Origin of the sequence: Heyndrickxia camelliae, from assembly GCF_002844575.1 — a bacterium.
GTDB classification, from domain to species: domain Bacteria; phylum Bacillota; class Bacilli; order Bacillales; family Bacillaceae_C; genus Margalitia; species Margalitia camelliae.
On record NZ_PIQO01000004.1, the window covers coordinates 246533 to 260372 of the forward strand.

15 protein-coding genes are annotated in these 13840 nt (G+C 35.6%); 2 read left to right on the plus strand and 13 right to left on the minus strand.

Annotation, left to right across the window (positions count from 1 at the left end):
• The first annotated feature begins 136 nt into the window (after positions 1-136).
• Positions 137-532, plus strand: a complete 396-nt coding sequence (locus CWO92_RS08325) for a (deoxy)nucleoside triphosphate pyrophosphohydrolase (protein WP_101353752.1) — start codon at positions 137-139, stop codon at positions 530-532.
• A gap of 571 nt (positions 533-1103) precedes the next feature.
• Here the strand turns inward: CWO92_RS08325 and CWO92_RS08330 are convergent.
• Genes CWO92_RS08330 through CWO92_RS08355 form a run of 6 tightly spaced genes read right to left on the minus strand, consistent with a single transcriptional unit; the run spans position 1104 to position 6371 of the window.
• On the minus strand, positions 1104-2018 hold the full coding sequence (locus CWO92_RS08330; protein WP_101353753.1) for a ketose-bisphosphate aldolase: 915 nt from the start codon (positions 2016-2018) through the stop codon (positions 1104-1106).
• Between the two features lie 27 nt (positions 2019-2045).
• Entirely contained in the window at positions 2046-2897 is an 852-nt protein-coding gene (locus CWO92_RS08335; protein ID WP_101353754.1) for a class II fructose-bisphosphate aldolase, read from the minus strand.
• Between the two features lie 27 nt (positions 2898-2924).
• Positions 2925-4019 carry a PTS fructose transporter subunit IIC gene (locus CWO92_RS08340; protein WP_101353755.1) on the minus strand — a complete coding sequence of 365 codons (1095 nt, stop codon included), beginning with the start codon at positions 4017-4019 and terminating at the stop codon, positions 2925-2927.
• 12 nt (positions 4020-4031) lie between these two features.
• Complete coding sequence (locus CWO92_RS08345; RefSeq protein ID WP_101353756.1) at positions 4032-4349, minus strand: PTS fructose transporter subunit IIB; 318 nt, start codon at positions 4347-4349, stop codon at positions 4032-4034.
• Between the two features lie 11 nt (positions 4350-4360).
• On the minus strand, positions 4361-4840 hold the full coding sequence (locus tag CWO92_RS08350) for a PTS sugar transporter subunit IIA (protein ID WP_437177524.1): 480 nt from the start codon (positions 4838-4840) through the stop codon (positions 4361-4363).
• Positions 4841-4856: 16 nt separating this feature from the next.
• Positions 4857-6371: a BglG family transcription antiterminator gene (locus CWO92_RS08355; protein ID WP_101353757.1), complete on the minus strand. Its 1515-nt coding sequence runs from the start codon at positions 6369-6371 to the stop codon at positions 4857-4859.
• Between the two features lie 600 nt (positions 6372-6971).
• On the opposite strand from CWO92_RS08355, the gene CWO92_RS08365 reads away from it, so the two are divergent.
• Positions 6972-7256 carry an SDR family NAD(P)-dependent oxidoreductase gene (locus CWO92_RS08365; RefSeq protein WP_235851580.1) on the plus strand — a complete coding sequence of 95 codons (285 nt, stop codon included), beginning with the start codon at positions 6972-6974 and terminating at the stop codon, positions 7254-7256.
• Between the two features lie 284 nt (positions 7257-7540).
• Here the strand turns inward: CWO92_RS08365 and araD are convergent, their stop codons facing one another.
• The 7 genes from araD to CWO92_RS08395 form a co-directional block, all read right to left on the minus strand.
• Positions 7541-8236 (minus strand): L-ribulose-5-phosphate 4-epimerase, encoded by a 696-nt coding sequence (araD, locus tag CWO92_RS08370; RefSeq protein ID WP_101353759.1) that lies wholly within the window; start codon positions 8234-8236, stop codon positions 7541-7543.
• A complete protein-coding gene (gene araB / locus CWO92_RS08375; protein ID WP_207767788.1) occupies positions 8230-9921 on the minus strand; it encodes a ribulokinase in 1692 nt (563 codons plus the stop codon). Before araB ends, araD begins: the two co-directional genes overlap by 7 nt.
• A gap of 451 nt (positions 9922-10372) precedes the next feature.
• Positions 10373-10909, minus strand: a complete 537-nt coding sequence (locus tag CWO92_RS08380; RefSeq protein WP_101353761.1) for a D-lyxose/D-mannose family sugar isomerase — start codon at positions 10907-10909, stop codon at positions 10373-10375.
• Positions 10910-10911: 2 nt separating this feature from the next.
• Positions 10912-11796: a class II fructose-bisphosphate aldolase gene (locus tag CWO92_RS08385; protein ID WP_101353762.1), complete on the minus strand. Its 885-nt coding sequence runs from the start codon at positions 11794-11796 to the stop codon at positions 10912-10914.
• On the minus strand, positions 11790-12371 hold the full coding sequence (locus CWO92_RS26265; protein WP_268877580.1) for a carbohydrate kinase family protein: 582 nt from the start codon (positions 12369-12371) through the stop codon (positions 11790-11792). The genes CWO92_RS08385 and CWO92_RS26265 overlap by 7 nt, the downstream gene beginning before the upstream one ends.
• Entirely contained in the window at positions 12307-12819 is a 513-nt protein-coding gene (locus CWO92_RS26270) for a carbohydrate kinase family protein (protein ID WP_268877581.1), read from the minus strand. Before CWO92_RS26270 ends, CWO92_RS26265 begins: the two co-directional genes overlap by 65 nt.
• A 22-nt stretch (positions 12820-12841) precedes the next feature.
• Positions 12842-13840 (minus strand): ABC transporter permease, encoded by a 999-nt coding sequence (locus CWO92_RS08395; RefSeq protein WP_101353763.1) that lies wholly within the window; start codon positions 13838-13840, stop codon positions 12842-12844.

The window sequence follows — 13840 nt, forward strand, 5'->3', positions numbered from 1 at the left end:
TTGAGCAAATTGCATCCTAATGACTTAATTTTTCTTATTTTTGTTGGATTAGTTCATTTTGTATTAGTAATTGAAATATATGCATACTATTACACAAGGAAATGCTATATTTCATACTTGAATTGTCGGAGGAAATATGAAAAAAACTGTCAAAGTCGTAGCTGCAATCATTGAAAATGATAAAAAGGAAATTCTCTGCGCACTTCGTTCACCAAAAATGGATCATCCTAATAGGTGGGAATTCCCAGGTGGTAAAGTGGAGAAAGAGGAAGATATTTATACTGCCCTGGTTAGAGAAATTAAGGAAGAATTAACCTGTAAAATTGAAACGCATGAAATACATAATGATATCTTTCATGAATACGAAACCTTTATTATTAACTTAATTGGTATTAAATGCAGTATTGTAGAAGGAACTCCTACACCAAAAGAGCACTCTACACTTATTTGGCTTAAAAGAGAATATCTTGATTCCTTGAAATGGGCTCCGGCGGATGTACCAGCGGTTGAATTGTTGATGGGAGAGATTTAAATATTATTAATGAAACGTATCTTTAATAACAGAGGGAGAAAATCACCTACTTCTCCACTTTGCAAAAAATAAGAATATGGAATCACCAGTCTAGTATCATTCCAATAGCTACCTTACATGCATGGGAGTAACTCATCTCTAGTTTCCAATCAAGGAAGGATACTCCTTTTTTGGTCACATTTAAACTTGCAAAATTAACCTTTAAACATGCGGATTCCAACAGTTGTGACTTCAAAAAGTTGATTAATAAAGAATTTAAACCCCATTTAAGATAAAAATTTTGCTAGCTGCTTTTTCTTCCTTTTGTAAATTCCTCTTTACTAAATAGGATAACCTTGCTGTTCTAAAAAAGAGTTTTGACATACATATGAATAGTATGGCTATTAACTTTTTTACACTATATAACAGAACCGGCGTTAAATAAAAATGGTATAAAGAAGCAATCACATCTGCAGGAAAAATGAAAATGTTACTGTACATATATATTTCGCATGTTCATCTAAATAAAGTGAGTCTTTTTAAAGTGTACTGAACGGATAATAAAATTACCCGTTCAGTCTCACCAAAAATTTCACTTGTATAAGCCACTAGTTGTAACCATGGCTTCTTGTTTACTTGGAGCTTTTTCATATAATTTTGCTTTACCTACTGAATGGAATAGATTCATTTTTTGGTGAATCACTTTACGTGCAGCCATAATGCATTCTGGATATATGACATTTGGATCCCAATACTCAGTAGTGCTAAGAATATCCCGGGCCTTTGCAAAATAAGCATATTTCATATCGCTAGAAATATTGATTTTACTTACTCCAAGTGTTATGGACTGAGCTACTTCACTGTCCGGGTTAGAGGAACCCCCGTGTAGTACTAATGGAATACTTACAAGCTTATTAATTTCTTCTAGAATATCCATTTGTAATTGTGGTTTGATATTCTTTGGATATATCCCATGTGCTGTTCCGATTGCAATCGCTAATGAATCTACACCTGTTCGCTCCACAAAGTCTTTTGCTTCCGCGGGGTTTGTATATACAACTTCCGTAACGCCACCTTCAACTGAGTTTCCTGTGCTTCCAATGGTACCTAACTCGCCTTCTATCGACACCCCTACCGCATGGGCAATTTCAGCCGCTTTCTTCGTTAATTCCACATTTTCTTCATATGGAAGTAGCGAACCGTCAATCATTACAGAAGTAAAACCACACCGTATTGCTCTTAATACATCCTCAATAGAACCACCGTGATCTAGATGAATAACAAATGGCACATGACTTTCATACACACGGTGCCTTACATACGAGAAAAATTCATCAGTCAAAAATTCTAATTCAGATGGATGGATTGCTATTATAGCTGGTGAATTAGAACTTTCTGCTTCCTCAACTACTGCTCTTAAAAATGAACTATCAGCGACGTTAAATGCTCCTACTGCAAATTTGTTTTCATTTGCTACTTCCAATAGCTGCTTCATAGTTAATAACATTATAAAAACACTTCTTTCTTTAATTTTTTATAGAGATTTACCAGTTGATTTTGATAGATTGATATAATATTTAACTACTTCTTTACCTGCTTCTACTGTACTGTGTATCAAATCAAAATAATTAGTTGTTGGATCCATATCTAACTGATGCTTAATATCCATCACCTGTGCTTTCATAAAATCAGAGCCAACATTAATCTTATTAATGCCTAATTCAATAGACTTTCTAATATTTTCTTCCCCGCAGCCAGATCCTCCATGCAATACCAATGGAATGTTTGTTTCATACTTTATTTTTTCTAAGATATCAAATCGAAACGAAGGTACATAGTCATCAGGATAGTTCCCGTGACTTGACCCATATGATATAGCTAAAGCATCTACGCCAGTTTTTTTTACAAAAACAGTCGCAAGTCCAGGGTCCGTAAACATATTATCGTTTGTCATGATATTACTTGCTGCTCCAATATTCCCTATCTCTGCCTCTACACTTGCGTTGTATGTTTGAGCAAATTCCACCATATTTCTAGTTATTTTAATATTTTCTTCAATTGGATAAGCGGAGGCATCCATCATGACACTAGAGAAACCATCTTGTAAACATCTCTTAACAAAGCCAATATCTTGACCATGATCTAAATTTATAGCAACCTCTACGCTCGATTCATTTGCCATTGTAATGATTGATTTCGTTAATAAATGACTTCCCAAATGCTCCTTTAAATGATCTTGTAATAAATCGATGATAATTGGTGCTCTTAATTCTTGAGCCGCTTGTATTACAGCCTTAGCCGTTTCTAGATTAAAACAATTAATGGCCATCACCGCATATTTACTTTTATTTGCTCGTTCAAGCATTCCTTTCATAGAAACATACATTTTACATCCCCCATGCAGTCTATTTAATTATGAAATTCTTATACCGGACAAATCCATTTCCTCTTCCTCTTCATCAAATGAATAACTATCTACATCACTTTCAACCGGCTCTTTTTTCCATAAAAATAGCATTATTCCTGTGACAACAGAGCCAATAAATAAGGCTAAAGTGAATAACAATGGATGATTCATGGCTGGGACAATAAACATTCCTCCTGATGGAACTGGTGAGCCGACTCCCCACATCATAGATAAACCTCCACCAACTGCCGCTCCGATTGTACAAGAGGCAACGACACGAAGTAAATCAACGGCAGCGATTGGAATGACACCTTCAGTAATCATACAAATACCCATTGGAAATGCAATCTTAATATTATCTTCTTCTTTCTTCGTATATCTCTTCTTTCGAAATGATTTTGCCAAAATCCATGAAATTGTTACGCCGAACGGAGGAACCATTGAAGCTAGTATTTTTACAGCCTCTGGTTCATAAACTCCCTCTAGCAATAGACCATCTGCAAATAATGAAGCTACTTTATTTACAGGCCCTCCAAAATCAAATGCAGCCATACCACCTAAAATTGCACCAAAGACGAATTTCATAGATCCTTGCATATTTGTTAAGAAAGAGGTCAATCTTTCCGTTGCCCAAACTATGGGAACACCTAAGACAAAAAACATTAACAATCCTACTATCAAACTAGAAATAAGCGGAATAATCATCATAGGCATTAAACCTTCTGCCCATTTTGGAACTTTTAAATGATTTTTAAGAAGGGAGACGAAATATCCTACAATAAAACCACCTAACATTCCTCCTAAAAACCCTGCACCTATTGCATTTGCAATCAAACCCATTAATAAACCAGGTGCGATACCAGGACGGTCAGCAATGGAGTAAGCAATTGCACCTGAAATGACTGGTGCCAATAATCCCATACCTAGAACTCCAAGGGAGACAAGTGCGGATGGTATGGAGAAACTCTCTTTATAATTCTCAATAACTGTTCCACCTGTTAAGTTTCCGATTGCAATAAGTAGACCAGATGCAACAACTAGAGGTAACATATACGAAATAGCAGTTAATGCATGCTTTTTTATTTGCAGCTTTTTTAACATACCAGCTCCTCCTTATTTGCTACTATTTAATTCTTCTTCGATTTTTTTAAATAATTGTTTAGGTGCTTTAATAGCGATATTTGTTGGAATTTCAACTATTCTTTTACCTCGAAATCTCTCCTTTCCACTTACCTTAATATCTGCAGCAATAATGATTAAATCAGCAGTAGCAATTTCTTCCTTTGTTAATTCATTTTCAATTCCAATAGTCCCTTGTGTTTCAATACGCACTGTGTGTCCTAGTTCTTGCCCCACTTTGATTAATTTTTCTTTTGCGATATACGTATGCGCAATACCAGCTGTACAGGCAGAAATTCCAACGATATTCATACCATTTCCTCCTAATCATAATTTTCAGATAATAGTTTAATTAATTCTTGCTTTGTTTTGACACTTTGTAGGCTCTGAATAACTTCATCATTTGCTAATAAAGTGGCTACCTTTTGTAATAATTTAATATGGACTGTAGTAGTATCAGAAGACTTAACGGCAAATAGAAAAATAATGTCGATAGGGTTTCCATCTAAGGATTCCCATTCTATTGGCTGTTTTGTTCGTCCAATAACTAATGAGGTCTTGATCACACTCTCTGATTTTCCATGTGGAATGGCTATGCCTTTTTCAAGTCCTGTTATACCTTGACTCTCGCGATACAATACATCCTTAATGAAGTCTTTCTCGCTCTCAATACAATGATTCCTATACAATAAATGTGTTAATTCCTCTATAACTTCCAATTTTGTAGTGGCCTGTAAGCTTAAATTGATTAAATCCTTTGTTATGACTTTACTTATTTCTAAATCTTCTAATCGTATATTCATTCTCACGTTCTTCCCTTCAACATACTTCTGCTCTTTTTCTCTTATAATAATTGCCAATAAACTGATCTATTTTCTGTTTATCTTCATCATTTAAAATGGGACTAACCAAAATTGTAGGTTTATCTATTATGCTTTTTATTTTTACAGTTGAGATGATAAGTTCAATATCGTCATAGTCGTTTTTATTGATTCGATGCTGCGCAACGATTTTTTTCACCTCAATGTTTGGGAAGGTTTTCTTTATTTTTTTACTTAGTAGATGTGACGTTCCAATTCCACTAGTACACTCAATTAAAACAGGAATTTTTTCTGAAAGTCTTTCTTCTATTGAAATTTGAAAGTATAGTGTAATATACCCAATTTCCTCATCAGTGAAATTTTTCACAAATTTTCCATCTTCATTTACTTCATATACACATTGTTTAACTATTTGAAAAGCACTACGAAAATTCGTTTTAATAGACTCTAAAATCGGATTTACAATATAAATATTATGATTTAAGCGATATACCATAGAGTGAAGATGGAAGGTTAACTGAACCTTTAATAATTCTTCTCCTTCGAGGTTATAGTCAATCTTTTCTGATACTGTTTTTACTAACTGTTTTGAAAGTATTCTTACCTTTTCATTCATAATTTCTTCGGTATCTTGCTCTAACAGAAATCTAGAATTGAGATTATAAGCCTTTAAAATATAATAAAGCTTCTTGAATTCATATTTTTCTAATGTAATGGAGTAAAATGACTCTACTTTTTTTACTAAATCATACGTAACTTGATATGTTTTAGATCGTTTATTTACAGATTCAAACGATTCTTCGTGCTGTATGCTTGAATAATTTAGGTGCTTCTCAATAATAGAGAGTAAGCTACAAAATAAAGTTAAATAGAATTGTTGGTCTAGAAGTATTTCATGTTTCTCTTGAATATCATGGAGAAATATTTTAATTTCGTATAGTCTTTTATAATTATTTCTTACTTCTTCAATAAACTTTGGTATGTGATATTCGCTAAATGGATCTCCTGATTGTTTTAAGTAACTTTGTACGATAACGGATAATAACCTATTTATTGAAAGTTGGTGTCCATGAATAAAAGTACCGCTGTTATGTTTTAGTAATCTAAGATTGTATGCTTCTATATGTGACTCAATATACTTAAAATCATTAATGATGGAACTTTGACTTACAAAATATCTTTCTGATAACTTTTGAATAGATGTTTTCATAGGTGAAATCGCCAAAAGATGAAGTAATAAATTAAGGCGTCTTTCTTTAGTACAGTTAATAATGATTTGTTCTTTTCCTTCAATGCCCGCATTTGGTTTAGTCAGTAGGTATCCGAGGTTTTCCTTTTTAGTGAGCGTGTAATTTTTTAAATATCTAGAAATTCTTTGGATATCCCGATAAATAGTTTTAGTAGAAACTGACAATTGAACAGATAAATCAGAAGCAGTAACGTAATCGCTATTATTTAGCAATATATCAATAATCTGGTTTTGTCGCTTATTTAAGTCGTTTATTATAGTCATTCTCACTATTCACCTCTTTTCTTTATCTTTATATTATCGCCATGAAAGCGCACTCACAATTACAATTTTCAGTTAATTTTAATGTCCTTATTAAAGTGATTTTTAGGTGTGCATGTTTTTTGTATGGAGAATTCGAACCAAGTTCTGTAAGAATGATAAAATTTTGATGATTTTAATAGGGTATTTCTTAATAAAAAGTATGGATCTTGCGAAAGCGCGAACCAGAACGAATATGAAGATCGTGAGGCGAATAGTCGAAAAAGGTAGCATCGAGGCACTGTTTGCTGTCGATACCCCAAATGAAATGTGGCAAGTATAAAGTGTCAATTTAGGAGTTTTTCATTAACAACTTTAAGTACTTAGTGAGTTCCAATAAAAAAGCATGTTTTGAGATTAAATCAAAACATGCTCAAAAAATATCTACTCTTCTTAAACGAAGGCAGCCGTTTCTTTGGTTTCCTGGTAATCAAGCCGGTTTTAAAATGAGAATATGGTATATTATCAAAAAATAGCCTTCACAATATTTATTCCCTTTTATAATGGTTCCCAGACATTGTAATAACTATTGTTAATCATTCCAGCGGATTTGGTTCCATAACCTTGAATTCAGACCCAACGTTAGAATTTTATAATGTGAAATCACTCGCCTACAATAGTTCCAAAACAGCTGTAAATGCTTTAACCGGTTTCTTTGCTAAAGAATTAAGCGATACTCCTATTGATATCAACTCCGTTTGCCCTGAATTTACAGCTACCGATTTAAAGGGTAACAGTGGTTATCGTTCAGTTGAACAACCAGCTTCCATTGTACTGAAGCTCGCCACATTAAATAGTTATGGTCCAACTGGTGGCTTTTTTGATGATGATGGAGTTGTTCCTTGGTAAAATAGGAGGAAGCGACTGGCTTCATTTTTTAAGAACTGGATAAAAATAAAATCAAAGATTCCTTTAATAGCACCATAATCAGTTCTTATTTACTCAGTCTGTATCTGACGATATAAGTATAGCTATTCGAAAATGTATGTTTGAGTCAAATACAATTACAGAAAATTGATCGTTTCTATGATTTATCCTCTATGCAGAGAGAATCATAGGTAGACAATGAAAAAACTAAAAGAAAGAAGAGTTTCCGGTTAACACGGGTATTATGAGTCATTCTTGTGAGGAATCTAATTTTGTCCGTAATAGGCGTTAGTGCCATGCTTACGAAGATAATGTTTATCTAACAAAAATTGGTCTATCGGCTCAATCTTCGGATTTAGTTGAAGTGTATGCAATGCTATCTTTGCTATTTCTTCTAAAACAACGGCATTATGAACGGCCTCATTTGCATCTTTTCCCCAACAGAACGGGGCATGACCATATACGAGAACTCCGGGCATGGATAATGGATCAATACCACCGATTTCGAATGCTTCAATAATTACATTACCAGTTTCGACTTCATAAGCACGGTGTATTTCTTCTTTTGTAAGTGGACGTGTACATGGTACTTCACCATAAAAGTAATCGGCATGTGTGGTTCCAAGCGCAGGGATAGGCCGCCCAGCTTGTGCCCAGCTAGTAGCCCAAGGTGAATGAGTATGAACAATTGCGTCTACGTTAGTAAACGCACGGTATAAAGCTAAATGTGTAGGAGTATCTGAGGAAGGTCTAAGTGTTCCTTCCACAACTGTCCCTTCTAAATCTACTACAACAAGGTCATTAATTTTTAATTCTTTATACGGGACACCGCTTGGTTTAATGACAACAAGATCATGTTCACGGTCAATTCCACTTACGTTCCCCCATGTAAATGTAACTAATCTATGCTTGGTAAGTTGTAAGTTTGCTTCTAAAACATCTTGCTTTAATGATTCTAGCATATGGACTCCTCCGTTCTTTGCAAGGAGCTATATTTTTTAATCTCTTTTAATTTTTTCATCACATTGTTTTCGCCGCGACCAAAGTAATCATAGAGCCTTGCATACTCCTTAAAAAGCCGGTCATATACGCATGCATTTTTTTTAATAGGTTGATAGATATAATCTTTTACTTTCCCCATTTCTTTTGCCGCGTCTGTAATGCTATCGTATCCGCCCCGTTCTTTTCCAGCTGCTACTGCACCGAACATTGCGGCTCCTAAAGCTGGAGTTTGAGAGGAGGCAGAGATCTTAATATCCATGTTTAACACATCGGAATAGATTTGCATTATGAATGAATTTTTATCCACAATACCGCCACAAGCATATACTTCTTCAATCGGCACACCGTGATTTCGAAACGTCTCAACAATTTTTCTTGTGCCATATGCTGTTGCTTCAATTAATGCCCGATAAATTTCCTCCGGTTTTGTGAGAAGTGTGGCACCCAACAGAACTCCAGTTAGGTCAGCATCTACAAGTGTTGAACGATTTCCATTCCACCAATCTAAAGCAAGAAGTCCACTTTCCCCAGCACGTAATTTCTCTGCTTTTTCAGTTAATAGCTGATGAATATTTATACCTCGCTGATTTGCTTCTTCGTTATAAGTTGCGGGAATACAATTTTCAATAAACCATTCAAAATGGTCTCCAACACATGATTGCCCTGCCTCATATCCCATGTAACCAGGGATTATCCCATCCTCGACTACACCGCACATCCCAGGAACAAGCTTCTCTTCACTCCCAAGTAAAACATGACAAGTTGATGTCCCCATAATCATTAATAATTTTCCAGGGTCGGTTATCCCAACAGCAGGCAATGAAACGTGAGCATCAACATTGCCAATAGCTACGGCCGTTTCCTGATTCAATCCGGTTAACTTTGCTGCCTTTTCTGTTATTTCCCCAGCCTTCGCCCCAATCGAAACAATTTCTGATGATAATTTTTCTTCCACCACATTCTCTAACCTAGGATCAAGCGCTTTAAAAAAATCACGTGAAGGATAGCCTGTTTGCTTATTCCAAATTGCTTTATAACCTGCAGTACAGCTATTTCTATATAACTTCCCTGTCAGTTGATAAACCACCCAATCAGTAGCCTCAACGATTTGGTCCATAGCATCATATATTTCTGGAGCTTCATTAAGAATTTGCCATAGCTTTGGAATCATCCATTCAGAGGAAATTTTCCCTCCATATCTTTTTAAAAACATTTCCCCACGTTTTTCAGCCATTTCATTTAACCTGTTTGCTTCATCTTGAGCAGCATGATGTTTCCAAAGTTTTACGTAACTATGAGGTTGACCACTAAACTCTGGATTAAAGAATAATGGTGTACCAGTTTTCTCAATTGGCAGGACCGTACAAGCGGTAAAATCAATTCCCAAACCGATTATATCGTCTGGCGAAACATTAGCGTCCTTTAAAACCTTCGGGATGGTAACCTCTAAAACCTCAAGGTAATCAGCAGGATGCTGTAATGCCCAATCATGCTCCAGCTTTGTTTTACCCTCAGGCAAATACTCATCCATGACTCCATGCGTATATTCTTTTACAGCAGAAGTAACCTCTCTACCTGTACCAACTTCAACCAGTACAGATCGACCTGATTGTGTCCCGAAATCAACACCAATTGTATACTTCACGATACAAATACCCCCATTATCAATCTCTGAATTTCTACATCTAAAAAATTGGAATATCGTCCCCTGTAGACCGCACGAATATGGTCAATTTTTTATACGAAGTAACCATTCCTTAAATGCTTCACTTATTTTTGAAATTATTTTGATTAAGAACAATAACCATTGCCTTTGTTCGAAAAACTAAGAACTTCAATCGGCTGGTGGTACTGTTCATTTCTATACCAAGATTTTCAAGGCCAATATCGTCTTTTTGACCTACTCCTCAAGGCACTAACCCCGGTTTCTCCTGAATAAGTGGATATTCCTTTGAAAAGAAAAAGTGAACTTTCATTTTTTAACAGCCAAGTTCTATTCCATTAACATATTTCATCCATTTCTTGAAAACGATGATCCTATGCTTTCAATCATTTGTTTTTAGTAATTCATTGTATAATTTTACGAGGAACTATTTTTACATCATTGGTACTCTTATGATTCTGGAATCAGTGAAAACATCACTTTCGTCGGTGCTTTTTGTGGAAAATTCAGATATGACAGCTCCGTCTTCTCCGGATTTGAACCAATGGAGTGTGTTTGGATAAATAGTATATTGTTGACCTGGAGACAGGATTAATTCGTGAAATACGGTGTAATTTTCTTCATCCCCTTGTGGTGGATGGGCAGATCGCGTTTCGGTTTCATTGCCTTCTACGTAAAGATAGACCTTTCCATAACGGCAACGGAATGTTTCCTCCTTCCCCTCATCAAAATCCCTTTTAGGATGTTTATGTTCTGGACATGTTTGATTTGGTAATAAAGCTAATTCCTTTGCACATACTTTTTCCGTGTTTACATAAGTAATAAGCTGCAAGCCGGTAACTTCAATATTATGGAGACCAAAATCAACAACTTCTATTGATGTCTTTTCCTCTTCTGTGAGAATAATACCAGCCTTTTCATACAGTGCTAGTGCTTTTCCTTTTATTTCTTCATATTTTTGACGCTCCATATCTATGCCTCCCCATTGGCTAGTACTTCACCTTTATTTAAAAATATATTGATCACTCTTTTTACATTTTGTTTAATGCTCTCTTTAGCAACAACAGTAAAGTCATGATAGAAAAGGTTTGCATTATTTTCTTTTTCGATATATTCCTTAACTGCTTGAGCACCTGCCCTAGCCGCATAACTATAATAATTAATTTTTCTTACACCAGCGTTAATAGCCTTGATATATTCTTCTTCACTTAACCCCGAACCGCCATGCATAACAATGGGTCGTTTCGTATTACGATATATTTCTTCAAGTCTCTTAAAATCTAAATTCGGCTTAGTAATATAAATTCCGTGAACCGTACCGAAAGAGGCAGCTAATGCATCTGTTTGAGTCCTCTCCACGAAGTCCTTTGCAACCAGTGGGTCTGTATAATAATCCCCATGAATTAGTTCTGAATGCATCTCCTCCCCTCCTAATCCCGAAGAGGTCATGACACCAAGTTCGGACTCAACTGAGACATTTTTTACATGAGCATACGCCACCACTTCTTGTACAATTCTGATATTATCCTCATAATTCATATGGGAAGCGTCAATCATAACCGAACTAAAACCAATATCTATCGCTTTTTTCACCATTTCAAGACTTGACCCATGATCTAAATGAACTGTGACAGGCACCGTTGCTCTTTTCGCAAATTCGACAAGAATGGGACCCATAACTTCAAGTGGAATAATTTCATTATGCACTTCTGCATGAGCTAATATAATGGGTGCTTGCAATTCTTCCGCCGCTTCTATAACTGCCCTCACCGATTCCAACGTTGGTGAGTTAAAAGCACCAACAGCATAGTTACCTTTTTCTGCATTTTTCAGGTTTTCGTTTAGAGTTACTAACAATGTAATTCCTCCTCAAATTTCCTTTTTGGAAAGTCCCGGTACATCCCTAATAATTCCGCATACCTTTTCACACCAGAGGTACTATCTTCTTCCAATAGTGACGACGCCGCTGCCGCAGTTCCTAGTTCCATAGATGCACGAAGGCAAAATCCTTTTAAAGCACCATATAATACACCCGAAACAAAGGCATCACCTGCTCCAACCGTTCCTTTGATACACTTATTTTCAATCAATAATGAAGGAACACGATGTATCTCCTTTCCTTCATATCCGAAGCTTCCTTCTGGCGTATGGATGACAACCCAATCTCTTACCCCCATATCCTTTAATTTAAAAATAACTTCCGGTATCTTTTTAATAAGTAGTTTTCCTGAACCGTCTCTTAAAGTAATTCCCACACTTTTTCCTGCTTCAAGTTCATTAATAACGCAATAATTTGTATATTTTAAACTAGGCGGTACAATGTGTTTGTAGCGATTGCTATTTTCACTTACAATATCAATGGATGTTTTAATACCAATATCTTGAGCTGTTTTCAAGAGCTTTGCCATTTTCGTTCCGTACGTATATTGCATCTTCTTCATCAAGTGAATCTAATAACAGAATATAGCCGACATGTAAAATCGTTGAATTTATATTACGAAAATCAATCATAGACTCATTAAACGAACTGGAATTGCCTTTATATGAGAAAAACGTTCGGCTATGATCGGAAGAATCCTGTATCACATCCGTGAAAGGTGTTTCTCCCATGATCTGAATATGTTGTAAATTAATATTTTTATATTTTTCTAAATTCGATAAAAGAAATCTACCTTTTTCATCATGACCAATTAGTGCTATTACTTCTATGGGTAAGGAGGAATCTATTTTGGCTAGGCTAACCGAACAATTTGAAACAGCTCCTCCTATGGATCTTCTCACCGATTGAATTGCAGTCAGTTCAGATCTATTTGGATATTTATCAATTTTTTTAATTTCATCCACAGCAATGGTTCCAGCTATTGCAATACCGTCCTTCAAATTAAACACCTCCCTTATGAATCTAGGATTTTTTCTTCTTAATCACATCCGTATATACCGCTACTAATATCACAATACCTTTAATAATGTATTGCCAGAAGGAACTTATGCCCATTAGATTCAAACCATTACTAAGTACACCAATAATCAGTGCGCCAATGACAGTACCACCAATTTTCCCTTTCCCTCCTGACATACTCGTACCGCCTAGCACAACAGCTGCAATGGCATCGAGCTCTGCACCTTCTCCAGCTGTAGGCTGACCGGAAAACATACGGGATGCAAGGACAATCCCTGCTACAGCAGCCATTAGCCCACTAAAGGTATACGCGAACAGTTGCACTTTTTTAATCGATATACCTGAGAATTTAGCTGCTTCAGCATTGCCGCCGACAGCATACATATACCGTCCAAGCTTCGTCTTATTCATGATTAAATAACAAATTATTAATATTACAATCAAAAATAAAACCGGTGTTGGCAATACACCACCAATATATCCAGAACCAATATTATTAAATGACATGGACATAACCCTAATTGGTTTTCCGTCACTTAAAACATAAGCCGCACCTCTAGCAATATTCATAGTTGCTAGAGTGACAATAAATGGAGGAATTACTGTGGTGGCAATCACATAACCATTTAATAAACCTACCAACACCCCTACCAAAAGGCCAGCAATGATTCCGAGATAAACAGGTAATCCCAACAATGCAATTGAGGAAGTTGCCACAACACCCACTAATGCAATAATGGATCCAACTGATAGGTCAATTCCACCTAAAATAATAATCATCGTCATTGCTAATGCTAAATATAGATTAGTAGATGATTGTCTTAATACATTCAAAATATTATTTGTTGTTAAGAAATTCGAGTTGACAATAGATATCACAATACATAAAACAATAAAACCGATTATAATTCCGATATTTTCTCGAAAAAACCGAATAATACTGTAACCTAAGTTAAAACGAAGGTTTGTATTCTTATTTTCTTTCACAACAATATTTGACAT